The organism is Streptomyces sp. NBC_00647, assembly GCF_045207245.1.
Taxonomy (GTDB): Bacteria; Actinomycetota; Actinomycetes; order Streptomycetales; family Streptomycetaceae; genus Streptomyces.
Genome location: NZ_CP109040.1, coordinates 5372316 through 5397396, shown reverse-complemented (window position 1 = coordinate 5397396; position 25081 = coordinate 5372316). Strand labels below are relative to the sequence as shown.

General features: G+C 70.1%; 22 protein-coding genes and 1 tRNA gene. 14 read left to right on the top strand and 9 right to left on the bottom strand.

Annotated features, from left to right (window positions below; genetic code table 11):
* Nucleotides 1-126 precede the first annotated feature (126 nt).
* Nucleotides 127-1839 carry a phenylacetic acid degradation protein PaaN gene (gene paaN / locus OG788_RS23715; RefSeq protein ID WP_406373278.1) on the top strand — a complete coding sequence of 571 codons (1713 nt, stop codon included), beginning with the start codon at nucleotides 127-129 and terminating at the stop codon, nucleotides 1837-1839.
* Nucleotides 1840-1860: 21 nt separating this feature from the next.
* Here the strand turns inward: paaN and OG788_RS23710 are convergent, their stop codons facing one another.
* The 3 genes from OG788_RS23710 to OG788_RS23700 are packed head-to-tail and all read right to left on the bottom strand — an operon-like array spanning nucleotide 1861 to nucleotide 4879.
* Nucleotides 1861-2610, bottom strand: a complete 750-nt coding sequence (locus OG788_RS23710) for a TrmH family RNA methyltransferase (RefSeq protein WP_406373276.1) — start codon at nucleotides 2608-2610, stop codon at nucleotides 1861-1863.
* Nucleotides 2607-3839 (bottom strand): HTTM domain-containing protein, encoded by a 1233-nt coding sequence (locus OG788_RS23705; RefSeq protein WP_406373275.1) that lies wholly within the window; start codon nucleotides 3837-3839, stop codon nucleotides 2607-2609. The genes OG788_RS23710 and OG788_RS23705 overlap by 4 nt, the downstream gene beginning before the upstream one ends.
* Nucleotides 3836-4879 carry a DUF5819 family protein gene (locus OG788_RS23700; RefSeq protein ID WP_406373273.1) on the bottom strand — a complete coding sequence of 348 codons (1044 nt, stop codon included), beginning with the start codon at nucleotides 4877-4879 and terminating at the stop codon, nucleotides 3836-3838. The genes OG788_RS23705 and OG788_RS23700 overlap by 4 nt, the downstream gene beginning before the upstream one ends.
* A 262-nt stretch (nucleotides 4880-5141) precedes the next feature.
* Here OG788_RS23700 and paaA point away from each other — a divergent pair, with 262 nt between their 5' ends.
* The 6 genes from paaA (at nucleotide 5142) to OG788_RS23670 (ending at nucleotide 10118) form a co-directional block, all read left to right on the top strand.
* Entirely contained in the window at nucleotides 5142-6182 is a 1041-nt protein-coding gene (paaA, locus tag OG788_RS23695; protein WP_266760663.1) for a 1,2-phenylacetyl-CoA epoxidase subunit PaaA, read from the top strand.
* Complete coding sequence (gene paaB, locus OG788_RS23690) at nucleotides 6179-6466, top strand: 1,2-phenylacetyl-CoA epoxidase subunit PaaB (RefSeq protein WP_266760661.1); 288 nt, start codon at nucleotides 6179-6181, stop codon at nucleotides 6464-6466. Before paaA ends, paaB begins: the two co-directional genes overlap by 4 nt.
* Nucleotides 6463-7182, top strand: coding sequence for a 1,2-phenylacetyl-CoA epoxidase subunit PaaC (gene paaC, locus OG788_RS23685; RefSeq protein ID WP_406373271.1), 720 nt, complete (start codon nucleotides 6463-6465; stop codon nucleotides 7180-7182). Before paaB ends, paaC begins: the two co-directional genes overlap by 4 nt.
* A complete protein-coding gene (paaD, locus tag OG788_RS23680; RefSeq protein WP_406373270.1) occupies nucleotides 7176-7709 on the top strand; it encodes a 1,2-phenylacetyl-CoA epoxidase subunit PaaD in 534 nt (177 codons plus the stop codon). Before paaC ends, paaD begins: the two co-directional genes overlap by 7 nt.
* Entirely contained in the window at nucleotides 7709-8773 is a 1065-nt protein-coding gene (gene paaE, locus OG788_RS23675) for a 1,2-phenylacetyl-CoA epoxidase subunit PaaE (protein ID WP_406373268.1), read from the top strand. Before paaD ends, paaE begins: the two co-directional genes overlap by 1 nt.
* A 211-nt stretch (nucleotides 8774-8984) precedes the next feature.
* A complete protein-coding gene (locus OG788_RS23670) occupies nucleotides 8985-10118 on the top strand; it encodes an acyl-CoA dehydrogenase family protein (protein WP_406373267.1) in 1134 nt (377 codons plus the stop codon).
* Between the two features lie 60 nt (nucleotides 10119-10178).
* Here the strand turns inward: OG788_RS23670 and OG788_RS23665 are convergent, their stop codons facing one another.
* From OG788_RS23665 to OG788_RS23650, 4 genes are all read right to left on the bottom strand, one after another.
* Nucleotides 10179-10508, bottom strand: a complete 330-nt coding sequence (locus tag OG788_RS23665) for a rhodanese-like domain-containing protein (RefSeq protein ID WP_351536366.1) — start codon at nucleotides 10506-10508, stop codon at nucleotides 10179-10181.
* A 54-nt stretch (nucleotides 10509-10562) separates the two neighbouring features.
* Nucleotides 10563-11555 carry a hypothetical protein gene (locus tag OG788_RS23660; protein WP_406376826.1) on the bottom strand — a complete coding sequence of 331 codons (993 nt, stop codon included), beginning with the start codon at nucleotides 11553-11555 and terminating at the stop codon, nucleotides 10563-10565.
* A 401-nt stretch (nucleotides 11556-11956) separates the two neighbouring features.
* The gene (locus OG788_RS23655) at nucleotides 11957-13534 is read right to left on the bottom strand and encodes a DUF2252 domain-containing protein (protein WP_406373265.1); all 1578 of its coding nucleotides are present in this window, start codon (nucleotides 13532-13534) and stop codon (nucleotides 11957-11959) included.
* 216 nt (nucleotides 13535-13750) lie between these two features.
* The gene (locus OG788_RS23650) at nucleotides 13751-14122 is read right to left on the bottom strand and encodes a helix-turn-helix domain-containing protein (protein ID WP_351536228.1); all 372 of its coding nucleotides are present in this window, start codon (nucleotides 14120-14122) and stop codon (nucleotides 13751-13753) included.
* Nucleotides 14123-14387: 265 nt separating this feature from the next.
* On the opposite strand from OG788_RS23650, the gene OG788_RS23645 reads away from it, so the two are divergent.
* Complete coding sequence (locus OG788_RS23645; protein WP_406373263.1) at nucleotides 14388-15041, top strand: FMN-dependent NADH-azoreductase; 654 nt, start codon at nucleotides 14388-14390, stop codon at nucleotides 15039-15041.
* Nucleotides 15042-15317: 276 nt separating this feature from the next.
* Here OG788_RS23645 and OG788_RS23640 read toward each other — a convergent pair.
* Nucleotides 15318-15404, bottom strand: a tRNA-Leu gene (locus OG788_RS23640).
* Between the two features lie 577 nt (nucleotides 15405-15981).
* Between OG788_RS23640 and OG788_RS23635 the strand changes: the two genes are divergently transcribed.
* The 6 genes from OG788_RS23635 to pknB all read left to right on the top strand — a co-directional run bounded on the left by OG788_RS23635 (nucleotide 15982) and on the right by pknB (nucleotide 24142).
* Nucleotides 15982-16824, top strand: a complete 843-nt coding sequence (locus OG788_RS23635) for a DUF3662 and FHA domain-containing protein (protein ID WP_351536222.1) — start codon at nucleotides 15982-15984, stop codon at nucleotides 16822-16824.
* A 10-nt stretch (nucleotides 16825-16834) separates the two neighbouring features.
* Nucleotides 16835-17359: an FHA domain-containing protein gene (locus OG788_RS23630; RefSeq protein ID WP_266760643.1), complete on the top strand. Its 525-nt coding sequence runs from the start codon at nucleotides 16835-16837 to the stop codon at nucleotides 17357-17359.
* Nucleotides 17360-17449: 90 nt separating this feature from the next.
* Nucleotides 17450-19021, top strand: a complete 1572-nt coding sequence (locus tag OG788_RS23625; protein WP_406376825.1) for a Stp1/IreP family PP2C-type Ser/Thr phosphatase — start codon at nucleotides 17450-17452, stop codon at nucleotides 19019-19021.
* Nucleotides 19022-19047: 26 nt separating this feature from the next.
* Nucleotides 19048-20496, top strand: coding sequence for an FtsW/RodA/SpoVE family cell cycle protein (locus OG788_RS23620; protein WP_266760641.1), 1449 nt, complete (start codon nucleotides 19048-19050; stop codon nucleotides 20494-20496).
* Nucleotides 20493-21968 (top strand): penicillin-binding transpeptidase domain-containing protein, encoded by a 1476-nt coding sequence (locus OG788_RS23615; RefSeq protein ID WP_351536218.1) that lies wholly within the window; start codon nucleotides 20493-20495, stop codon nucleotides 21966-21968. Before OG788_RS23620 ends, OG788_RS23615 begins: the two co-directional genes overlap by 4 nt.
* Before the next feature lie 170 nt (nucleotides 21969-22138).
* Nucleotides 22139-24142, top strand: a complete 2004-nt coding sequence (gene pknB, locus OG788_RS23610; protein ID WP_406373261.1) for a Stk1 family PASTA domain-containing Ser/Thr kinase — start codon at nucleotides 22139-22141, stop codon at nucleotides 24140-24142.
* A gap of 215 nt (nucleotides 24143-24357) precedes the next feature.
* Here the strand turns inward: pknB and OG788_RS23605 are convergent, their stop codons facing one another.
* Nucleotides 24358-25017: a class E sortase gene (locus OG788_RS23605; protein WP_406376824.1), complete on the bottom strand. Its 660-nt coding sequence runs from the start codon at nucleotides 25015-25017 to the stop codon at nucleotides 24358-24360.
* Nucleotides 25018-25081: the final 64 nt, after the last annotated feature.

Here is a 25081-nt window from a genome sequence, read left to right as displayed (position 1 = left end):
GATTTCCACAGATGCGGCGGCTCCCCTTGTCCCGACCGATCGTTCGGTTACTCTAACTCTGACTGTCCCTTCCTGCCCAGCTCGCGAGCCCGACGAAGAGCTCTTGAGACGAGGAGTTGGTCCTTGATGGCCGCCGAACTCACCGCCCACCAGCTGATCGCCCAGCACCGGCCCACCCTCGATCAGGCGCTGGAAGCGATCCGCACACGCGCGTACTGGTCCCCGCACCCCGAACATCCCAAGGCGTACGGCGAGCACGGCAGCCTGGGCATGGCCGAGGGCAAGGCCGCCTTCGACGCCCTCCTGGGCACCCGCCTCGACCTGGACCAGCCCGGCACGGACGACTGGGTCGGCGGCGAGGTGTCGCCGTACGGCATCGAGCTGGGCGTCACGTACCCGCACGCGGACATCGACACCCTCCTGCCCGCCATGCGCGCGGGGCAGCGCGCCTGGCGCGACGCGGGCGCGGAGACCCGCGCCGTGGTCTGCCTGGAGATCCTCAAGCGGATCAGCGACCGCACCCACGAGTTCGCGCACGCTGTGATGCACACGAGCGGCCAGGCCTTCATGATGGCGTTCCAGGCGGGCGGCCCGCACGCGCAGGACCGCGGCCTGGAGGCGGTGGCGTACGCGTACGTGGAGCAGGTCCGCACCCCCGACACCGCGGAGTGGACCAAGCCCCAGGGCAAGCGCGACCCGCTCGCGCTCACCAAGCAGTTCACGCCCGTCCCGCGCGGCATCGCGCTGATGATCGGCTGCAACACCTTCCCGACGTGGAACGGCTATCCGGGCCTGTTCGCCTCCCTCGCCACCGGCAACGCGGTTCTGGTGAAGCCCCACCCGCGCGCGGTGCTGCCGCTCGCGCTCACCGTGCAGGTCGCGCGCGAGGTGCTCACCGAGGCGGGCTTCGACCCGAACCTGGTGGCGCTGGCCGCCGAGCGTCCCGGCGAGGGCATCGCCAAGACACTGGCCACCCGCCCCGAGATCCGGATCATCGACTACACCGGCTCGACGGCCTTCGGCGACTGGCTGGAGACCAACGCCCGCCAGGCGCAGGTCTACACGGAGAAGGCCGGCGTCAACACGGTGATCGTGGAGTCGACCGGCGACTACAAGGGGATGCTGTCCAACCTGGCGTTCTCCCTGTCGCTCTACAGCGGCCAGATGTGCACCACCCCGCAGAACCTGCTGATCCCCCGCGACGGCATCGGCACGGACGAGGGCCACAAGTCCTACGACGAGGTGGTCGCCGATCTCGCGAAGTCGGTCGGCGGGCTCCTCGGCGACGACGCCCGCGCGAACGGACTGCTCGGCGCCATCGTGAACCCGGACGTGAAGGCCCGCCTGGAGGCGGCCGCCGGACTCGGCGAAGTCGCCCTGCCCTCACGACAGATCGACAACCCCGAGTTCCCGGGCGCCGTCGTGCGCTCGCCGGTGATCGTGAAGCTCGACGGCGCCCGCAAGTACTGGGAGCACGCCGAGAACGCCGACGAGGCCGCCTACATGAGCGAGTGCTTCGGGCCGGTCTCCTTCGCCGTCGCGGTCGACTCGGCGGCGGACGCCGTGGAGCTGCTGCGGCGCACGATCAGGGACAAGGGCGCGATGACCGTCGGCGCGTACACCACCGACGAGGCGGTCGAGCGCGACATCCAGGAAGCCTGCCTGGAGGAGTGCGCGCAGCTCTCCCTGAACCTCACGGGCGGGGTCTACGTCAACCAGACGGCCGCGTTCTCGGACTTCCACGGCTCGGGCGGCAACGGAGCCGCCAACGCGGCGCTGTGCGACGGAGCCTTCGTGGCGAACCGCTTCCGGGTGGTCGAGGTGCGCCGCGAGGCGTGAGTCCTGACGCCCGTCGGGCGTCTACACCGGTGCGCCCCCGCCGGCGCTCCAGTGGAACAGCGTCATGGCCACACTGGTCGCGAGGTTGTAGCTGGAGACCTGGGGGCGCATCGGCAGTGACACCAGGTGATCGGCCCGGGCCCGCAGTTCGGCGGACAGTCCGCTGCGTTCCGAGCCGAAGGCGAGCAGGGCGTCGTCGGGGAGCTTCGACCCGCGGATGTCCTCACCCTCCGGGTCGAGCGCGAACACCGGGCCCGCCGGCAGTTCGTCCACCGTCAGACGCTCCACGGCGGTCGCGAAGTGCAGGCCGGCCCCACCGCGTACGACCGTGGGGTGCCAGGGGTCGAGCGTGCCCGTCGTGACCACCCCGGTCGCGCCGAAGCCCGCCGCGAGCCGGATCACGGCGCCGGCGTTGCCCAGGTTGCGCGGATTGTCGAGCACGACGACGGGCGCGGTGCGGGGCGTGCTGGCCAGCGCCTCCAGGTGGACGGCGCGCGAGGGCCGTACGGCGAGAGCGGCCACCGAGGTGGGGTGCGGACGCGGCACGAGAGCCGCGTACGTCGCCTCCGGGACCTCGGTCAGAAGCTCGTCGAGAACGGCGCGTACGTCGGGGGCGAGTTCGTCGGCCAGTTCCAGAGCCGCCCGCCGGTCGGTGGTGACGGCGACCGGGACGCGCGCCCCGAAGCGCACCGCGTGCTTGAGGGCGTGGAATCCGTCCAGCAGGACGGAGCCGTCGGCGAGCTGACGCCATGCGCGTACCGGGTCGTTCATGCGGGGAAGCCTACGTGCGTCTGCTCGGGCTCCTCCGGAACGCCCGGCTCGGGAGCCCGGGGCCCCGGCACCGTACGGCCGCCGCCGGAGAACAGCCTGCCCCGCACGCGTGCCACCCCTCCGCCGAGGCGCCGCAGGAAGGACGTCGGCAGGAACACGGCGTCCGCGGCGATCATCGCGAGCGAGAAGAACGGCAGCCCGAGGACCACGGCGATCACGGCGTGCTCGGTGATCATGGCCGCCAGCAGGACGTTCTTGACCCGACGGTTGAAGAGGGTGAAGGGGAAGGCGACCTGCACGGCGACCGTCCCGTACGTCACCAGCATCACGATCGTGCCGTGCGCGGACAGCAGCTCGGACAGGGCCGGCCAGGGCGAGAAGGAATCCAGGTGGAGCGGGTAGTAGACGGCGGTTCCGTCCTGCCAGCGCGAGCCCTGGATCTTGTACCAGCCGGCGGTCGCGTAGATCAGGCACGCCTCGGCCATGATGATCATCAGGGCGGCGTTGTGCACGAGGTTGGCGACGACATCCAGCAGGATGCGCGGCTGGGCGGTGCGCGCGACCCGGCCGACGGTCCACCACAGTGCTTGCGCCGCCCACAGCCCCCAGAAGACGGTGAGCCAGCCGCCCAGGAAACCGGCTTCGATCCGGCCCGCGCCCGTCGCGGCGGCCAGCAGGACCCCGAACACTCCCCACAGGGCGGGGCCCGCCCGGTCGGGCCCGGCCCATTCGCCACGCGCGTGTGCCTCGCCGGCGAGGCGGTCCCGCCGCGCGTCGAGGGACCACACCCGGCCGCAGCGGGTGAACACCAGATAGATCGACATCAGATGGAGGACGTTGTCCCCGCCGTCGCCGATGAAGACGCTGCGGTTCTGCAGGGACAGCACGCCGATCATGAAGAGCACGGACATCGCGCGGGTCCGCCAGCCCACCAGCAGCAGGGCGCTGGAGACGACGGCGAGCGCGTAGACGCTCTCGAACCACACCTGGCTGTCCGACCACATCAGGGCCGTGAAGGCGTGGTTGCTCGCGACGAGCTGCTGGGCGAGGTCCCAGCTCCACGGTCCGTCGGGCCCGTACATCTCCTGGCGGTGCGGGTACTCGCGCAGCAGGAACAGCAGCCAGGTGACGGCGAAGCCGATACGGATCACGGCGCTCTGGTACGGACCGAGGGCGGACTCCGTGACACGGGCGATGCCACGCGCGACCGTCGGAGCGATTCGGTTCATCGGGCGCTCGCCTCCGTCAGCCCGTCCGCGCGATCGCTCTCGGGAACGGCCCACCAGGGCAGCTCACGGACGACGGGCTGGTCGGACACCTTCTCGTCGCTCCACTCGGGAGGCGGCACGTTGGTGGTCTGCGAGCGGAGCTGGACGCGTTCGACGACGGCACCCCGGCCGCCCGCGCGCTCGCGGTCCAGCCGCAGCACGGCGATGCGGCGCAGATAGCGCTCCGACAGATCGCCGCGCAGGCCCGTGGGGCGGTTCTCGCCGTCGTGCGTACCGATGTAGAAGTCCCAGGCACGGCGCAGTTCGTTCTGCTGGGTGTGGCTCGGCACGGGATTCCCGTCGATGGCGAGGCCGTCGAGCCCGGACAGGTCGTACCAGCCCGTCTCGCGACTGGTCCCGTCGGCGGCGCGGACCAGGGCGCGCACCTGGACCGTGATGTCCAGCTGCAACGGGTTGGGGGCGAAGAGCTTCCAGTTCTGCTCGAACTCGGGGTAGATCCACTCGTCGATCGCGTGCCCGTGCTGCTTGGTCACCGTGTTCGAGGGTGCGACGTGCAGGAACACCATGCCGAGATGCACACAGGAGACGACGGCCACGACGGCGAGGGCGAGGGCGGCGGCGATCTGATAGCGGAGGGAAAGCGCCGCCAGGCCCGCGGGCGCCTCGGCCTCCGGACAAGCGACCCCTTCGGGCCCGGCCTCCCCGAACTCCGCAGGAGCCTGCACTTCGGACTCGCCCCCGGCGAACTCAGGGGGAGCGACCACCTCGGCCTCGGCCCCCTCGAACCCCGGGGAAGCTACGGGCTCGGTCCCCTCGGACCCCGGGGAAGCTACGGGCTCGGTCCCCTCGGACCCCGGGGGAGCTACGGACCCGGCCACCGGATCGTCGGCCACCGGATCGTCGGCCGTCGGCTCGTCGGTCACCGGCTCGTCGGTCGGCTGCCTGCCGGGAAGCGACGTGCCGCCGGTGGCCCCGAAAGTGGCCCCCTCGGGCGCGACCGGACCAGGCTTCGGCTTCGAGCCTTCGTCGTTCGCGTCCATCCCGCCCCGATTCACGATCCCGAATCCGACTGCCGGCCGCCGGGTTGCGGGCACCGTACCGCCACGTCGCACCACACCACGACGTTCGCAAGCGAACCGTACTCAGACCCGCCCGCCCGGCACAGCCCCATCCGTCACAACGGCCACGCCAGAGCACACGAGGTCATCCACAGCGGTTGACACCATACGGCGCTCGACCGACCATTGACGCGAGCGGACCGAACGATCGGTCGGTCGGGAATGAGAGGTCGAGGGGGACCGCATGGCGACAGCATCAGCGCACCACACGGCCCGCACACAGGCGGACGAAGCCGCCGACGAAGCGGCGCGCACAGCGGCATACGAAGCCGTCTTCGACGCCGCGGTGGCGGCCGACGAACGCATCGAGCCCCGTGACTGGATGCCCGGCGCCTACCGCTCGACCCTGGTCCGCCAGATCGCGCAGCACGCCCACTCCGAGATCATCGGCATGCAGCCGGAGGCCAACTGGATCACGCGCGCGCCCTCGCTGCGCCGCAAGGCGATCCTGATGGCGAAGGTCCAGGACGAGGCGGGACACGGGCTGTATCTGTACAGCGCGGCCGAGACGCTCGGCACCAGCCGCGAGGAGCTGCTGGACAAGCTGCACTCCGGCCGCCAGAAGTACTCGTCGATCTTCAACTACCCGACGCTGACCTGGGCGGACGTCGGCGCCATCGGCTGGCTCGTGGACGGAGCCGCGATCACCAACCAGGTCCCCCTGTGCCGCTGCTCGTACGGCCCGTACGCGCGCGCGATGATCCGCGTGTGCAAGGAGGAGTCCTTCCACCAGCGCCAGGGGTACGAACTGCTGCTGGCCCTGAGCCAGGGCACCCCCGAGCAGCACGCGATGGCGCAGGACGCGGTCGACCGCTGGTGGTGGCCCTCCCTGATGATGTTCGGCCCGCCCGACGACGAGTCCTCGCACTCCGCCCAGTCGATGGCGTGGAAGATCAAGCGCCATTCGAACGACGAGCTGCGCCAGCGGTTCGTCGACATAGCCGTGCCCCAGGCCGAGTCCCTCGGCCTGACCCTGCCCGACCCCGACCTCGTGTGGAACGAGGAGCGGGGACACCACGACTTCGGCGCCATCGACTGGACGGAGTTCTGGGAGGTCCTCAAGGGCAACGGCCCGTGCAACGACCAGCGGATCACCCAGCGCCGGCGAGCCCACGAGGAGGGCGCGTGGGTGCGGGAGGCGGCCGCGGCGTACGCCGACAAGCACACGAGCGGGACCGGCGGCTCCGCGAGCACGACCGGCGAGACAGGAGCGACCCGAGCATGACGAACACCGACTGGCCGCTGTGGGAGGTCTTCGTGCGCTCGCGCCGCGGACTCTCGCACACCCACGCCGGCAGCCTGCACGCGCCGGACGCCGAGCTGGCGCTGCGCAACGCGCGCGATCTGTACACGCGCCGCGGCGAGGGCGTCTCGATCTGGGTCGTCCCCTCCACCGCCGTCACGGCCTCCTCGCCCGACGAGAAGGACTCGTTCTTCGATCCGTCCGCGGACAAGCCGTACCGCCACCCGACGTTCTACGAGATCCCGGAAGGGGTGAAGCACCTGTGACTCTCACCGTGAACACCGCGGCCGCCCTGGCCCTCGGCGACGACGCCCTGGTGCTCTCGCACCGTCTGGGGGAGTGGGCGGGCCACGCGCCCGTCCTCGAAGAGGAAGTCGCCCTGGCCAACATCGCGCTGGACCTGCTCGGCCAGGCCCGGGTACTGCTGTCCCTGGCCGGTGACGAGGACGAGCTGGCGTATCTCCGCGAGGAGCGCGCCTTCCGCAACCTCCAGCTCGTCGAGCAGCCGAACGGCGACTTCGCGCACACGATCGCGCGCCAGCTGTACTTCTCCACCTACCAGCGGCTTCTCTTCACGCAACTGGCTGGCGGGGAGAGCGAGTTCGCGCCCCTCGCCGCGAAGGCCGTCAAAGAGGTCGCCTACCACCAGGACCACGCCGAGCAGTGGACGCTGCGCCTCGGCGACGGCACGGACGTCAGCCACGAGCGGATGAGCCGGGCGTGCGAGGCCCTTTGGCGCTTCACGGGCGAGATGTTCCAGCCGATCGAGGGCGTCGACGTCGACTGGGAGGGCATGCGGGCCGCCTGGCTCGAGTCCGTGGGAGACACCCTGCGCCGCGCCACGCTGTCGGTCCCCGAGGGGCCGCAGTCCGGGGCGTGGACCGCGGGCGCCGGACGCCAGGGGCTGCACACCGAGTCCTTCGGCCGGATGCTCGCCGAGATGCAGCATCTGCACCGCAGTCACCCGGGGGCGTCGTGGTGACGACGACCGCCCTCGAGGAGGAGCTGCGCAGACTGGCAGGCTCCGTGCTCGACCCCGAGCTGCCCGTCATCACTCTGGACGAGCTCGGCGTGCTGCGCGCCGTCCATGTCCTCGGCACGGACTCCGTCGAGGTCGAGCTGACCCCGACCTACACCGGCTGCCCGGCCGTCGAGGCCATGTCCATGGACATCGAGCGGGTACTCCACGAGCACGGCATGCGCGAGGTGTCGGTGCGTACGGTGCTCAGTCCGGCCTGGTCGACGGACGACATCTCGGACGAAGGCCGCCGCAAACTGCGGGAGTTCGGGATAGCTCCGCCACGCGGCGGGCGTCCCACGGGCCCGGTTCCGCTCGGCCTGGGACCGACCCGGACGGCCGCCGCCGAACCTGAACTGGAGCCCGTCCGCTGCCCGTCCTGCGGATCGGCCGACACCGAGCTGCTCAGCCGCTTCTCGTCCACCGCGTGCAAGGCGCTGCGTCGCTGTCTGTCCTGCCGCGAACCGTTCGACCACTTCAAGGAGTTGTGATGGCCCGCTTCCACCCGCTCCCGGTGGCCGCGGTCGACCGGATCACCGACGACTCCGTGGCCCTGACCTTCGCGGTGCCCGCGGAGCTGCGCGAGGACTACCGGCACGCCGCCGGCCAGCATCTGGCACTGCGCCGCACGGTCGACGGCACCGAGATACGCCGTACGTACTCCATCTGTTCCCTGGCACCCACGCCCGACGGCGAGGGACCCCGCACGCTGCGGGTCGGTGTACGCCTGGTCGACGGCGGCGCGTTCTCGACGTACGCGCTCAAGGAGATCGCCGTCGGGGACGAGGTGGAGGTGATGACTCCGGCGGGACGCTTCACGCTGGAGCCGTCGGCCGGCCTGTACGCGGCGGTGGTGGGCGGCAGCGGGATCACCCCGGTGCTCTCGATCGTCTCGACGCTGCTGGCGCGGGAACCGGAGGCGAGGTTCTGCCTGATCCGCAGCGACCGTACGTCGGCCTCGACGATGTTCCTGGAGGAGGTCGCCGACCTCAAGGACCGCTATCCGCAACGGTTCCAGCTGGTGACGGTCCTCTCCCGGGAGGAGCAGCAGGCCGGGCTGCCGTCCGGGCGGCTCGACCAGGAGCGGCTTTCCGGGCTGCTTCCGGCGCTGCTGCCCGTGGACCGGGTGGCCGGATGGTTCCTGTGCGGGCCGATGGGGCTCGTGCAGGGCGCCGAACGGTCGCTGCGCGGGCTCGGGGTGTCCCGGACGCGGATCCACGAGGAGATCTTCCATGTGGACGCGGCCACCACGACCGCTTCCGCCGTTCCGGCCCCCGCGCACAGCACGGTGACCGCACGGCTCGACGGACGCGGCGGCACCTGGCCCGTCCAGGACGGTGAGTCGCTGCTGGACGCGGTGCTGCGGAACCGTCCGGACGCGCCGTACGCCTGCAAGGGCGGCGTGTGCGGCACCTGCCGGGCCTTCCTGGTCTCGGGCGAGGTGCGGATGGACCGCAACTTCGCGCTGGAGCCGGAGGAGACGGAGGCCGGGTACGTACTGGCCTGCCAGTCGCATCCGGCCACGGAAAAGGTGGAGCTGGACTTCGACCGCTGAGCCCGGCGAGCGGGACTCCGACCCGCTGGGCCCGACGGTCAGGACATCGACCGCCGGGCCCGATGGGCACGTGATCGGCAGCTCGGCCCGGCCCGCGGGTGACCGACCGCTGGGCGTTCCCTTCTCGTAGAACCTGTTCTATCTTGACGCACCGTCAGATCAGGCGTCCTGTCTGGTCGGTGGTCCGGCGCGTGTGCGGGAGGACGGGATCGTGGACTTCACCTTCACCGAGGAGCAGCAGGCGGCGGTCGAGGCGGCGAAGGCGGTGTTCGCCGGGGTCTCCCCGGACGGGGTGCCCAGTCCCGCGCTCACCGCGGGCGCCGTCGCCGAGGACTTCGACCGGGCCCTGTGGGCGCGGCTCGCCGACTCGGACCTGCTGAGCCTGCTGCTCGACGAGGAGGCCGGCGGGGCCGGTCTCGACGCGGTCGCGCTGTGCCTGGTGCTGCGGGAGTCGGCGAAGGTGCTGGCGCGGGTGCCGCTGCTGGAGAGCAGCGCGGCGACGGCCGCCGTGCGCCGGTACGGCGGCGAAGAGCTGAGGTCGGAACTGCCGGCGCGAGCCGGCCGGGGCGAGCTCGTGCTGACCGTCGCAGCCAACGGCAGGACCGGTCACGACCCCGCCGAACTCGCCGTGACCGCGCGGCGGGACGGGACTGCCTGGGTACTCGACGGTGTGCAGACGGCGGTTCCGTGGGCCCACAACGCCGACTTCGTCGTCGTCCCGGCGCACACGGACGCCCACCGGACCGTCCTCGCCCTCGTTCCCCGCGGCCATGAAGGGGCCGTACTCGCCGAGCAGATCTCCACGACCGGTGAGCGGCTCGGCGAGCTGCGGCTGGAGTCCGCGCGGATCGCCTCCCGCGATGTCATCGACGCGGAGGGTGCGTGGGAGTGGCTGCGCGAACTGCTGGCCACCGGCACGTGTGCGCTGGCGCTCGGGCTCGGCGAGGGGGTACTCCGGATGACGAGCGAGTACACGAGCAAGCGGGAACAGTTCGGATTCCCGGTCGCCACGTTCCAGGCGGTCGCCGTGCAGGCCGCCGACCGCTACATAGACCTGCGGGCGATGGAGGCGACGCTCTGGCAGGCCGCCTGGCGGATCGGCACGGGAGCCGGGGGTGCGCTCCCGGCCTGCGGTGACGTGGCCGTCGCCAAGATCTGGGCGTCCGAAGGGGTGCGCCGGGTCGTGCAGACCGCGCAGCATCTGCACGGAGGGTTCGGCGCCGACACCGAGTACGCACTGCACCGGTACCACGCCTGGGCCAAGCACCTGGAGCTGTCACTCGGCCCGGCGGCGGCACACGAGGAAGCTCTGGGCGATCTGTTGGCGGCGCACGTACTGGGGTGACGGAGCCCGATCAACTACAGATGACGGGCTCCGGCGCGGCCGGACCGGAGCCGGGGCCCGCTACAGGACGAAGCCGGGCTCGCCCTTGTCGTTCACGACGGGGCGGCCCATGGCCTCCCACGTCTGCATGCCGCCTTCGACGTTCACGGCGTCGATACCCTGCTGGACCAAGTACTGCGTGACCTGGGCCGAGCGGCCACCGGAGCGGCAGATGACGTTGACCCGGCCGTCCTGCGGGGCCGCCTCGGTCAGCTCGCCGTAGCGGGCGACGAATTCACTCATAGGGATGTGCAGCGCCCTCTGCGCATGACCTGCCTCCCACTCGTCGCCCTCCCGGACGTCCAGCAGGAAGTCGTCTACCGCGAGATTGCCGACCTCGACCGTGGGCACACCAGCTCCGAAACTCATGCCTCCGACGCTACCCGACCGCGCCGACGGTGAAGCTCAGGGAGCCTGGGCGTTCAGCTCCGCCAGCTCGTTCTCGCGCTCGCCGACCTGCGTGAGCAGCTGTTCGGCGATCTCCTCCAGGAGACGGTCCGGGTCTTCCGGAGCCAGATTGAGCATGGCACCGATGGCGCTCTGCTCCAGTTCCCGGGCGGCGAGGGTGAGCATCTCCTTGCGCTGGGCGAGCCATTCGAGGCGGGCGTAGAGCTCCTCGCTGCGGCTCGGCTTCCACTCCTCGGGCGTGGGACCGGCGGCCCACTCCGCGGCCAGCTCCCGCAGCAACGGCTCGTCACCCCGGGCGTACGCGGCGTTCACGCGGACGATGAACTCGTCGCGCCGCTTGCGCTCGTCCTCGTCCTGCGCCAGGTCGGGGTGGGCCTTGCGGACCAGCTCGCGGAAGAGCTTGCGGGCCTCCTCGCTGGGGCGCACCCGCTGCGGGGGCCGCACGGGCTGGTCCGTGAGCATCGCCACGGCCTCGGGGAACAGTCCCTCCGAGTCCATCCAGCCGTGGAACAGCTCCTCGACACCGGGCATGGGCATGACCCGCGCCCGCGCCTCGTGCGCCTTGCGTATGTCCTCCGCGTCGCCGGAGCGCGCGGCACGTGCCTCGGCGATCTCGGCGTCCAGCTCGTCGAGACGGGAGTACATCGGACCGAGCTTCTGGTGGTGAAGCCGGGAGAAGTTCTCGACCTCGACCCGGAACGTCTCGACGGCGATCTCGAACTCGATCAACGCCTGCTCGGCAGCCCGCACCGCCCTCTCGAGCCGCTCCTCGGGCCGAGCAGTCTCGGCCTGAGCCTCGCCGCCCTGCCCCTCGGACGGGGCTTCCCCCTGCCCCGCGGCCCGCGCCTCGCTGTCGGCCCCACTCGGAACCTCGGCGTCGGCCGCGTTCGGAGCCTCGCCGTCGGCCTCGCTCGGAACCTCGGCGTGGACCTCGCCCGCGGCGAGATCTTCGGCGCCGGAGGTGACCCCCGCGCCCTCCGCGTCCGTGATGCCGCCGTCCTCGCCGAGAGAGGCTTCGGGCGTCTCGCCCTCCGGGGCACCGGAGTGTTCCCGGCCCCCCTCAGTGGTGGGCTCGGACTGACTCTGATCGGCTTCCGGGGTCGTCACCCGACCAGCGTAGGCCACACTCCCCCGCGGCTCACTGCCTTCCCCGTCTCTCCAGCCACCTGACCGGCCACAACGACCTCAATGACCCCAACCACCCCGATCATCCCGACCACCGGAACGGGCCGCCGAAGGGCCCACCGGAACCGGCGGCCGGAACCCGCGGCCGGAGGAGGCGGCCGGGACGAGGGGCCGGAGGACAGGGGCCGGAGGGACAAAGGGCCGGAGGGAGACCGCCGGCTCGATGGACCGCCCCTTCCGGAGGGGCGGTCCGGGTGCTCCCCCGGTCACACCCCCGGTTCGGAAGCGATCCGCCCGCTTCGGACCGCCGCCACCAGGGCCGAGTGGTCCGCCTCCGTGCGGTCCGCGTAGGCGACGGCGAAGGAGGCGATGGCCTCGTCCAGCTCCTCCTTCTTGCCGCAGTAGCCGGAGAGGAGGCGCGGGTCGGCGCTGTGGCTGTGGGCACGGGCCAGAAGCGCGCCGGTCATGCGGCCGTAGTCGTCGATGTGGTCGGCGGCCAGCGCGGCGGGGTCGACGCTGCCCTTGCGGTTGCGGAACTGGCGCACCTGGTACGGGAGACCGTCGACCGAGGTCCAGCCGAGGAGGATGTCACTGACGACCTGCATGCGCTTCTGCCCGAGGACGACACGGCGGCCCTCGTGGACCACTTCGGGCATCTGGTGGCCGGCGGTCGCGAGGTGCGGGAGGAGCGCCGAGGCGCGGGCCTCCTTGACCTGGAGGACGAGGGCCTCGCCGCGATGGTCCAGGAGCAGCACCACGTACGAGCGGGTGCCGACGCTGCCGGTGCCGACGACCCGGAACGCGACGTCATGCACCGCGTAGCGGGCGAGCAGGGGGAGACGGTCCTCGGAGAGCGTCGTCAGATACTGCTCCAGGGACGCCGCGACCGCGGCCGCCTCCTCGTCGGGAACGCGGCGCAGCACGGGCGGCGCGTCCACGAACCGCCGGCCACCGCCCTCCACGGCCTCGGTCGACCGGGCGGCGAACCGCCCGCTGGTGTTGGCCCGCGCCTTCTCGGAGACGCGCTCCAGCGTGCCGAGCAGATCGTGGGCGTCGGCATGCGAGACCAACTCCTCGTCGGCGATGGCGTTCCACGCGTCCAGCGCCGGGAGTCTGGCCAGCAGGCGCATGGTGCGGCGGTACGCGCCCACGGTGTCGTGCGCGGCGGCCCGGCAGGTGTCCTCGTCCGCTCCGGCCTCCCGGCCCGCGAGCACGAGCGAGGTGGCGAGGCGCTTGAGGTCCCACTCCCAGGGGCCGTACACCGTCTCGTCGAAGTCGTTCAGATCGATCACCAGGCCGCCGCGGGCGTCTCCGTACAGACCGAAGTTCGCCGCGTGCGCGTCACCGCAGATCTGGGCGCTGATGCCGGTCATGGGGGTGCGGGCGAGGTCGTACGCCATGAGGCCCGCGGAGCCGCGCAGGAACGCGAACGGCGTGGCCGCCATCCTGCCGACCCTTATCGGGGTGAGCTCCGCGAGCCTGCCCCGATTGGACTCCTCGACCGCGGTCACGGCGTCCGGCCGGTCGGCGTCCGCCGTCAGCTCGGCGTGCGCTTCGCGCGGCACGCGCACACGCAGGGCCTTGCCCCGCTCCTTGGGCGAGCCCTCCACCGGCCAGGCGGCGAACCCCGGAACAGCGAATCGCCGGACCCCGAACGCCTCGGCGGCCGACCGGCCCTCGGACGAAGACCGCGCCTCCGCCCCGGACTCGGCCCCGGGCCGCCGACCGCCGACATCCCTCAGCACCTTCTCGGCCTGCTCGACCGAGCTGGCCTGTCCGGCCTGCCCTTTCGACGCCGCCTGGCGCTCCGCGCCCGCCGCACCCGCTGTACCGATCTCGGCCATCACGACCGCCTCCCCCGCACACGAACATCCACTCGTGCTGACCGTACAGCCGGTCGGGAAAACGCGTCAGACCCTGTGGACAACCGCACCGGCACGCGGAGACAAAGCCGCCCACGCGGCCGCGGACGGGGGTGAGGAGGTTCCACCGGCGGCGCCGCGGCACGGCCCGCGATGTCGCGCCATGAACGGCTCAGGAGAGTTCACTTCCTCCCCGGGCTACTTCCGCAGCTGTCCCGGACACGGTCCGCTCTCCGGCAGATACGTCTCCGCCCAGGCACCCAGCTCCTTGAGCGCGGGTTCCAGCGCGGCGCCCGCCTCGGTCAGACGGTACGAAACCCGCAGCGGGGGGCCCTCGTTGACCTCGCGCACGACCAGACCCGCCGCGCCGAGTTCGGTGAGCCGGTCCGAAAGCATCCGCTCGCTGATGCCGGGGATCGCTCTGCGCAGATCGGCGAAGTGGACGGGGTGCTGCATCAGAACCGCGACCACGAGACCCGTCCAGCGCTTTCCGAGCAGCGTGAAGACCCGGGTCATGCCGTCGTCGACCTTCTGGCACGGCCCCGCGTCGTGGCTTCCCGGTTCTGGCATGAGCCCAGGGTACTGCGTCTCCACAAGGGGATGAAAAAAAGTAAGTAGCTGTGTTATCTCTAGTTAGGAACGAAAGAGAAGCCCTCGGCAGGGCGGCTCCCCTTCGACAGCCCTGCCGTGGACCCGTTCCACCAGCCCCACCCGGACTCGTCAGCACGAGCCCAGCGAGGACGGACTCCGCCCAAGAGCCCGTACGAGCTCCGCCCACGGCCCTCCCCGGGCCAGGCACCCCACCCGATACATCCCGTTTCATCTGGAGATCCCCATGGCCACCCTCCTTCACATCGACTCGTCCGTCTTCTCCGGCGGCGCCTCCACGTCCCGAACCGTGACGGACGCCTTCCGTTCGGCCTGGGAGGAGCAGCACCCCGACGGCACCGTCGTCTACCGCGACCTCGCCGAGCACCCTGTGCCGCACATCACCGCCGACGCGCACACCGCCGGTTTCGCCGCCCCGGACACGCACAGCCCCGAGCAGGCCGAGGCCTTCGCCGCGCGTGTGAAGCTCATCGAGGAACTGGAGAGCGCGGACGCGGTCCTGATCGGCGCCCCCATGTACAACTTCGCCATCCCCTCGACCCTCAAGGCGTGGCTGGACAACGTCGTCCTCATCGGGCGCACCGCCATGACCGAGGACTCGAAGGTCGCGGGCACCCCGGTCACCGTCGTCGCGAGCCGCGGCGGCTCCTACGCCCCGGGCACTCCGCGCGCGGGGCAGGAGTACGTGCAGAACTACCTGGAGGCCGTACTGCGCGACATGCTCGGCCTGGAGGTCGACTTCATCGTCCCGGAGCTCACCATGGCCCCGCACAACCCGGCGATGAGCGAGCTGGTCCCGCTCTTCGAGGCGTCCCGCAGCAAGGCCCTCGACGACGCGGCCACCAAGGCCAAGGAGGTCGCGGAGCGCCTCGCCGCGTAACCACGGCACCCGCCCGCCGCCGCTCCGCCCGCCGGAGCCGGCCACGGAGCCCCGCAGGGCCGGCCAACTCGCCCTGCGGGGCTCTGTCGCCTGAGAGCATCGTCACACTTCACCGGGACCAAGGGCCGCTCAGCGGGACCAAGGGCCGGCCTTGCCCCGCCCGCACGCCCCGTCGCGCGTCAGGCCGCGGGAACGCGCGACCCCGCGGGAACGACTCCGGACTCGCCCCGGACAACGTGAAAGCCCCTCAGGTCGAAGACCTGAGGGGCTTTCAGCTGGTGCGCGAGGGGGGAGTTGAACCCCCACGCCCTTTCGGGCACTGGAACCTGAATCCAGCGCGTCTGCCTATTCCGCCACCCGCGCATTGGGTGTGTCGTCCGTCTCCCACCGAGTGGTGCGAGCGCCTGCCGACATCCAGAAGATTAGCACGCTGTCAGGGGTGGAATCACATCCCTTTCCTCCGCCCCCGGCACCCGGCATTGCCCGCCCGCGCACCCGGCATCCCGAGGCCCGCGCCCTTGCCCCGCCCGGGCCGACGGCCCGCTCGGCCTCGGCCGCCGGGCCGGCCTTCTCCCTCACGGCACCCCCGCGCGCATCACACGTCTCAGACAGAACCGGTTCACGTATCAACCTCGTACCGGTCCTGCACATCTCCCCCGGAGCAGGACGGGCCGCACAGTCAGGTGCGGGACACTGGTCGCGGGGCGCCTCTACGATCCATGGCAGGAGTAGTGCCGGGAAGAGTTCGAAGAGGGACCTCTCAGGGAACGTGCCGAGGGACTTCGGAAGGCAGTCGACAACCCGTCGACCGGGCCGACAGGGGGAACCAGCCGATTTCCCGACGCGTGGATACGATCAGTAAGCAGTACCAGCAAGGCCAGCAGGATCAGGTGGACGACAGCAAGCTGTACCAGGACGGCTACGCAGGAGGAGGTGCCCCATGGGAGTCCTGAAGAAGTTCGAGCAGCGTCTCGAAGGTCTGGTCAACGGCACCTTCGCCAAGGTGTTCAAGTCCGAGGTCCAGCCCGTGGAGATCGCCGGAGCGCTGCAGCGCGAGTGCGACAACAACGCCACGATCTGGAACCGCGACCGGACCGTCGTCCCGAACGACTTCATCGTCGAGCTGAGCACGCCGGACTTCGAGCGCCTCAGCCCCTACTCCGGCCAGCTCGGCGACGAGCTCGCGGGCATGGTCCGCGACTACGCCAAGCAGCAGCGTTACGCCTTCATGGGCCCCATCAAGGTCCACCTGGAGAAGGCCGACGACCTCGACACCGGTCTGTACCGGGTGCGTAGTCGTACGCTCGCCTCCTCCACCAACCAGCAGTCCCCCGAGCGCGCCCCCGCGGGCCCCGCGCCGGCGTCTCCCCGCGGAGCCCAGGGTGGTTACGGCTACCCGCCCTCGGCCGCTCCTCCCATGCCGTCCGCGCCGCCGCCCGGCGGCCGTCCGGGCGCGGCACCCATGGGTGCCCGACCCCCGGCCGGTCCGGCGGCGGGTGGCCGTATGCGGCACTGGGTCGAGATCAATGGCGCACGCCACCAGATCTCCCGCCCGACGCTGGTGCTGGGCCGCAGCACCGAAGCCGACGTGCGGATCGACGACCCCGGCGTATCCCGCCGGCACTGTGAGATCCGGACCGGAACGCCCTCGACGATCCAGGATCTCGGGTCCACCAACGGCATCGTGGTGGACGGGCAGCACACCACCCGCGCTACGCTCCGCGACGGCTCGCGGATCGTCGTGGGCAGCACCACCATCATTTACCGGCAAGCCGAAGGGTGAAGCGGGGGCAATGTCAGAGCTGACCCTCACGGTCATGCGGCTGGGTTTCCTGGCCGTACTGTGGCTGTTCGTGATCGTGGCCGTGCAGGTCATCCGCAGCGACCTGTTCGGAACGCGCGTCACACAGCGCGGCTCCCGCAGAGAGGCCGCAAGGCCTCAGCAGGCCGCGCGGCCTGCCGCGCCTCCGCAGCAGCGCCAGCAGCAGCCACCAGCAGGTGGCGGCGGCCGGCAGCGCCGCGGTGCCCCGTCCAAGCTGGTCGTCTCGGAGGGCACCCTCACGGGAACGACCGTCGCGCTCCAGGGCCAGACCATCACCCTGGGCCGCGCGCACGACAGCACCATCGTGCTGGACGACGACTACGCGTCCAGCAGGCATGCCAGGATCTACCCGGACCGGGACGGCCAGTGGATCGTCGAGGACCTCGGCTCCACCAATGGCACGTATCTCGACCGGAGCCGACTGACGACTCCCACGCCCATTCCGCTGGGCGCGCCGATCCGCATCGGCAAGACCGTCATCGAGCTGCGGAAGTAGTACGACAATGAGCGAGCGGAGCGAGCACGCAGCGGCGGTCCACACGACGGACCCCGGCGCGCTCCCGACCGGAGGGTGGGCACCGTGCGGATGTACCCGGAGCCGACGGGCGAGGTGCGCATGAGTCTGTCACTGCGCTTTGCCGCCGGATCGCACAAAGGCATGATCCGCGAGGGCAACGAGGACTCGGGCTACGCCGGTCCTCGCCTCCTCGCGATCGCCGACGGGATGGGCGGGCAGGCCGCCGGTGAGGTCGCCAGCTCCGAGGTGATCTCCACCATCGTCGCGCTCGACGACGACGTACCCGGCTCCGACATCCTCACCTCGCTCGGCACGGCCGTGCAGCGTGCCAACGACCAGCTCCGGCTGATGGTCGAGGAGGACCCGCAGCTGGAGGGCATGGGCACCACGCTCACCGCCCTGCTGTGGACCGGCCAGCGCCTCGGCCTCGTCCACGTCGGCGACTCCCGCGCCTACCTGCTGCGGGACGGCGTCCTGACGCAGATCACGCAGGACCACACCTGGGTGCAGCGCCTCGTCGACGAGGGGCGCATCACCGAGGAGGAAGCCACCACCCACCCGCAGCGCTCCCTGCTGATGCGCGCGCTGGGCAGCGGCGACCATGTCGAGCCCGACCTCTCGATCCGCGAAGTCCGCGCCGGCGACCGCTATTTGATCTGCTCCGACGGCCTCAGCGGCGTCGTCTCCCATCAGACGATGGAAGACACCCTCGCCAGCTACCAGGGCCCGCAGGAGACCGTGCAGGAGCTCATCCAGCTCGCGCTGCGCGGCGGCGGCCCGGACAACATCACCGTCATCGTGGCCGACGTCCTCGACATCGACTCCGGGGACACCCTCGCCGCGCAGCTCTCCGACACGCCTGTCGTGGTCGGCGCTGTCGCCGAGAACCAGCTCCAGCTGCACGACAACGGCGCCATGCAGACCCCCGCCGGCCGCGCCTCCGGTCTCGGCCGGCCCGTGCCCGGACAGGGCGGCGGCGGCGAGTTCGGCCCGCCCGGCAGCGGCGACACCACCGGCTATGTGTCCACGGGCGGCTTCGGCGACTACTCCGACGAGGACTTCGTCAAGCCGCGCACCGGACGCAAGTGGCTGAAGAGATCCTTCTACATCGTCCTGTCGCTCGCCGTCATCGGCGGCGGCCTGTACGGCGGCTACCGCTGGACGCAGACGCAGTACTACGTCGGCACCAAGGGCGAACACGTCGCGCTGTACCGCGGCATCAGCCAGGACCTCGCCTGGGTCTCGCTCTCGAAGGTGGAGAAGGATCACCCCGAGATCGAACTCAAGTACCTGCCGCCGTATCAGCAGAAGCAGGTCAAGGAGACGATCGCCGAAGGCGGCCTCTCCGACGCCAAGTCGAAGATCGACGAACTCGCCGTGCAGGCCTCCGCGTGCAAGAAGGACGCCGCGCGCCGCGCCGCCGAGAGCGAGAACAACGCGAAGACCGGTGAGGGCGAGGCCGGCGGGACCACGGGAACCACAAAGACCTCCCTGACGTCCAAGGCCACGTCCACCCCGAGCCCGAACCCGTCGAACTCGGCACCTTCGTCCTCCAAGTCCACGACCGCACCCACTCCCACACCCGGCCCCAGCCTCTCCGACGAGGAGCAGAAGCTGGTCTCGCTGTGCGGTAAGCAGTAAGAAGCCGTGAGGGGCCCTGTCACACGATGAGCAGCAGTACGAACACTCCGACACACCACACGTCCACGATCGGATCGATCGGCGCACCGAGCCGACGTAATACCGAGCTGGCCCTGCTGGTGTTCGCCGTTGTCATCCCGGTGTTCGCCTACGCCAACGTGGGCCTCGCCATCGACGACGCGGTACCCGCCGGCCTCCTGAGTTACGGCCTGGGCCTCGGCCTGCTGGCCGGCGTCGCCCACCTCGCCGTACGGAAGTTCGCTCCCTACGCGGACCCGCTGCTGCTGCCGCTGGCCACGCTCCTCAACGGGCTCGGCCTGGTGGTCATCTGGCGACTCGACCAGTCCAAGCTGCTCCAGTCGATCAACCAGGCGGGCAACGCGGCACCGCGCCAGCTGCTGTACACCGCGCTGGCCATCGGTCTGTTCGTCGTCGTGCTGGTCTTCCTCAAGGACCACCGCGTCCTGCAGCGCTACACCTACATCTCCATGGTCGGCGCCCTGGTCCTGCTGCTGCTCCCGCTGGTCCCGGGTCTCGGCGCCGACCTCACCTACGGCGCCAAGATCTGGATCTCGGTCGCCGGATTCTCCATTCAGCCCGGTGAGTTCGCCAAGATCGTCCTGGCGGTCTTCTTCGCCGGCTACCTGATGGTGAAGCGGGACGCGCTGGCTCTCGCCAGCCGCCGCTTCATGGGCCTGTACCTGCCGCGCGGCCGCGACCTCGGCCCGATCATCGTCGTCTGGGCGATCTCGATCCTCATCCTGGTGTTCGAGACCGACCTCGGTACGTCGCTGCTGTTCTTCGGAATGTTCGTCATCATGCTGTACGTCGCCACCGAGCGGACCAGCTGGATCGTCTTCGGTCTGATGATGTCCGCGGCCGGAGCCGTCGGTGTGGCCAGCTTCGAACCGCACGTCCAGACGCGTGTGCAGGCCTGGCTCGACCCGATGCGCGAGTACACGCTCAGCCAGGCCGGCGTCCAGGACGGTGTCATCCACTCCGAGCAGGCCATGCAGGCACTGTGGGCGTTCGGCTCCGGCGGCACCCTCGGCACCGGCCTCGGCCAGGGCCACTCCGAGCTCATCCGCTTCGCCGCCAACTCCGACTTCATCCTCGCCACGTTCGGCGAGGAACTGGGCCTCGCCGGAGTCATGGCGATCCTGGTGCTCTACGGCCTGATCGTCGAGCGCGGCATCCGCACGGCCCTCGCGGCCCGCGACCCCTTCGGCAAGCTGCTCGCCGTCGGCCTCTCCGGCGCCTTCGCGCTCCAGGTCTTCGTGGTCGCCGGCGGCGTCATGGGCCTGATCCCGCTGACCGGTATGACCATGCCGTTCCTGGCGTCCGGCGGTTCCTCCGTGATCGCCAACTGGGCCCTGATCGCCATCCTGATCCGCATCAGCGACACCGCACGCCGCCCGGCCCCGGCGCCCGCCCCGAACCCCGACGCCGAGATGACCCAGGTGGTCCGCCCGTGAACAAGCCCCTGCGCCGGATCGCGATCTTCTGCGGGCTGCTCGTCCTCGCCCTGCTGATCCGCGACAACTGGCTCCAGTACGTCCAGGCGGACGAGCTGCGGACCGACACGGCCAACCGCCGTGTGAACATCGAGCGGTACGCCACCCCGCGCGGCGACATCATCGTGGACGGCAACCCGATCACCGGGTCCGTGAAGTCCAAGACGGGCGACTTCGAGTACAAGCGCACGTACAAGGACGGCGCGATGTGGGCGCCCGTCACCGGCTACGCCTCGCAGGCCTTCGGTGCCAACCAGATCGAGAAGATCGAGGACGGCATCCTCACCGGCAACGACGACCGGCTCTTCTTCCGGAACACGCTCGACATGATCACGGGCAAGAAGAAGCAGGGTGGCAACGTCATCACCACCCTCAACGGCGCCGCGCAGAAGGCCGCCTTCGAGGGCCTCGGTGCCAAGAAGGGTGCCGTCGCGGCCATCGACCCCAAGACGGGCGCGATCCTGGCGCTCGCCTCGACGCCGTCGTACGACCCGTCGACGATCGCCGGCAACTCCCTGACCACGGACTCCAAGGCCTGGGACAAGCTGAAGAAGGAGAACAACCCCGACGACCCGATGCTCAACCGGGCGCTGCGCGAGACCTACCCGCCGGGTTCCACCTTCAAGGTCGTCACGGCGGCCGCCGCCCTGGAGAACGGACTCGTCCCCGACGCGGACACGAAGACGAAGTCGCCGGACCCGTGGATCATGCCCGGCACCACGACCGAGCTGCCCAACGAGGGCAACATCCCCTGCAAGAACGCCACCCTGCGCGACGCGCTCAAGGTCTCCTGCAACACGGTCTTCGGCAAGGTCGGCGCGGACCTCGGCAACGAGAAGATGCTGGAAGAGGCCAAGAAGTTCGGCTTCGGCTCCGAGCAGTTCACGCCGATCCGCTCCAGCTCCTCGGTCTTCTCCGACGGCATGAACACGTCGCAGACCGCGCTGTCCTCGATCGGCCAGTACAACACCGCCGCCACCCCGCTCCAGATGGCCATGGTGGCCTCCGCGGTCGCCAATGACGGCACCCTGATGAAGCCGTACATGGTCAGCGAGCTGAGCACGCACAACCTGGACGTCATCGAGCACACCGACCCCGAGAAGCTGAGCCAGCCGCTCTCCAAGGAGAACGCGCAGGTTCTCCAGTCGATGATGGAGACGGTGATCAAGCCGGGCGGCACCGGTACGAGGGCCGCGATCGACGGTGTCACCGTCGGTGGCAAGACGGGTACCGCCCAGCACGGCGTCGACAACAGCGAGAAGCCGTACGCGTGGTTCATCTCCTACGCGAAGCTCTCGGACGGCAGCTCGCCGGTCGCCGTCGCGGTGGTCGTCGAGGACGGCAGCGCCAACCGCGGCGACATCTCCGGTGGCGGTCTCGCCGCCCCCATCGCAAGGGACGTGATGAAGGCAGTCATCGACAGCAAGAAGTGACCCCGCTCACGTCCCCTTCACATCGGTGCACGTTGCGATACCGGTCCTGTCACGGGTGACGGTCTTGGCCAGGTCACACAAGCCGATCCGGGTACGGTATGCCCGGACAGCACACCGCCGGACCACACAAAGGTGCGGTCGGGACCGACGGAGAGGGCTGGTAGGTAGCTATGGAAGAGCCGCGTCGCCTCGGCGGCCGGTACGAGCTGAGCCACGTGCTCGGCCGTGGTGGCATGGCAGAGGTCTACCTCGCGCATGACATCCGGCTCGGCCGTACTGTGGCGGTGAAGACGCTGCGGGCTGACCTCGCACGCGACCCGTCGTTCCAGGCCCGGTTCCGCCGGGAGGCCCAGTCCGCCGCCTCGCTCAACCATCCCGCGATCGTCGCCGTCTACGACACGGGTGAGGACTACATCGACAACACCTCCATCCCGTACATCGTGATGGAGTACGTCGACGGGTCCACGCTGCGCGAGTTGCTGCACTCGGGCCGCAGGCTGCTGCCCGAGCGGTCCATGGAGATGACCATCGGCATCCTCCAGGCCCTCGAGTACTCCCACCGTGCCGGCATCGTCCACCGCGACATCAAGCCCGCCAACGTCATGCTGACGCGCAACGGCCAGGTCAAGGTCATGGACTTCGGCATCGCCCGCGCCATGGGCGACTCCGGCATGACGATGACGCAGACGGCCGCGGTCATCGGCACGGCCCAGTACCTCTCGCCGGAGCAGGCGAAGGGCGAGCAGGTAGACGCCCGCTCGGACCTCTACTCCACCGGTTGTCTGCTCTACGAGCTGCTGACGGTGCGCCCGCCCTTCGTGGGCGACTCCCCGGTGGCCGTCGCGTACCAGCACGTCCGCGAGGAGCCCCAGCCCCCGTCGGTCTTCGACCCCGAGATCACGCCCGAGATGGACGCGATCGTTCTGAAGGCCCTCGTCAAGGACCCGGACTACCGGTACCAGTCCGCCGACGAGATGCGCGCCGACATCGAGGCCTGCCTCGACGGCCAGCCCGTCGCGGCCACCGCCGCCATGGGCTCGGTCGGCTACGGCGGCTACGGCGACGACCAGCAGACCACGGCCATGCGCTCCTCGGACGCCCAGCCCACGTCGATGCTGCCGCCGATGAACCCGGACGACGGCGGCTACGGCTACGACGACCGCCCCGACCGCCGCCGCCAGAAGAAGAACAACACCTCGACGATCCTCCTGGTCGTCGCGGGCGTCCTGGTGCTGATCGGCGCGATCCTGATCGGCAAGTGGGCGTTCGGGGGCAATGGCCCGGGCGACAAGCCGTTCGCCGCACCGAACTTCGTCGGACAGAGCCTGAGCGACGCCAAAAAGATGGTGGTCAACGGAAATCTGAAGCTCGGGACGGTCTCCAAGAAGGCCTGTGAGGATCAGAAGACCGGCAACGTCTGCTCCCAGGACCCGGAGGCCGGCGCAAACGTCAACAAGGGCGACACGGTCAACCTGGTTGTGTCGACCGGTGCGCCGAAGGTGGTCGTTCCGAACGTCACAGGCAAGCAGCTGGACAAGGCCACGAAGATCCTCGAGGCCGACAAGTACGACTTCAACGTCAAGACGAAGTACGAGGAATCCCCGGAGGCGGAGAACAAGGTCCTGGGCCAGGACCCGGAGCTCGGTGCCGAGGTGGAGAAGGGGTCGACGATCACCCTGACCGTCGCCAAGGCGAAGAAGCAGTCCACCGTCCCGGACGTCTCCGGCAAGACCTGCGACGAGGCCAAGGCGCAGATGACGGCCAACAACCTCGTCGGCGAGTGCACCGAGGTGGAGACCGACGACCAGAACCTGGTCGGCAAGGTCATTCAGACGACCCCGGCGGCCAACAATCCCGCGGACCCCGGCACCAAGGTGACGATCCAGATCGGCAAGGCCAAGCAGCAGCAACAGTCGAACGTGCCGAGCGTCGTAGGCCAGACCGTGAAGCAGGCGAAGCAGACCCTGCAGCAGGCGGGCTTCAACGTCCAGTTCGCCAACGGCAGCGATCAGAGCGACAACGCCCTCGTGGCCACCCAGGACCCGCCCGGCAACAGCCAGGTCGACAGCCCGGACAACACGACGGTCACGCTCACGACGGTCAGCATCGGCGGGAACAACAACGGCGGCAACAACAACGGTGGCGGCGGCTTCTTCGGCGGCAACAACGGATAGGCCCCACCAAGAACCACTGCCGGGCAACCGACGGAAAGGGCCCCGGCACTCACTGAGTGCCGGGGCCCTTTCCGTCAACTGATCGAAGTGGCTGACCTGATCGAAGTGGCTGACGTGCTCGCGATGGCTGACGCTGACGTGCCGGCGATGGCTTACGTGGCAGCGATGGCTGACGTGCGGGCGATGCCTGATCCGCTCGAAGCAGGACCGTCGTGTCAGCGCAGTTCCTTCGGAGGCGTCCGGTCCTCGTCCACCTTGTCCACCCGCTCCAGTTCGCCCCACACGACATAGCGGTAGCGGGACGTGTACACGGGCGTGCAGGTCGTCAGGGTGATGTAGTGGCCGGGCTTCTCCTTGCCGGACTGCTTCGGGACCGTCTGGAGGACCTTGACGTTGTACTTCGAGGTCTCCGGAAGGATGCCGAAGACCTTGTAGACGTACCACTTGTCCTTGGTCTCGAAGACGATCGCGTCGCCCTTGCCGATCTTGTCTATGTTGTGGAACTTGGCGCCGTGACCGTCCCGGTGGGCGGCGAGCGTGAAGTTGCCGTTCGTTCCGGTCGTCGGCAGGGACGACTTGACGGGGTCCGTGTAGTAGCCGGCGACGCCGTCGTTGAGGACCTTCGTCGACGTGCCCTTCTCGACCAGGACCTCGCCGTTCTTCATCGCCGGAACGTGCAGGAAGCCGATGCCGTCCTTGGTGTCCAGCGCGCCCGGACCACCTCGGCCCTGCGCCCAGTTGTCGCGGACCTTGTCACCCTGCTTGTGCGCCTCGCGGTCGGCCACGACGTTCGTCCACCACAGCGAGTAGACGACGAACAGGCCGAGCACCAGCCCCACGGTGATCAGGAGTTCGCCGAAGACGCTGACCGTCATCGCGAACCATCCGATGCGCCGGCGCCCCACGGGCGCGTCACCGGCGGCTGCGGATCCGGCTTCC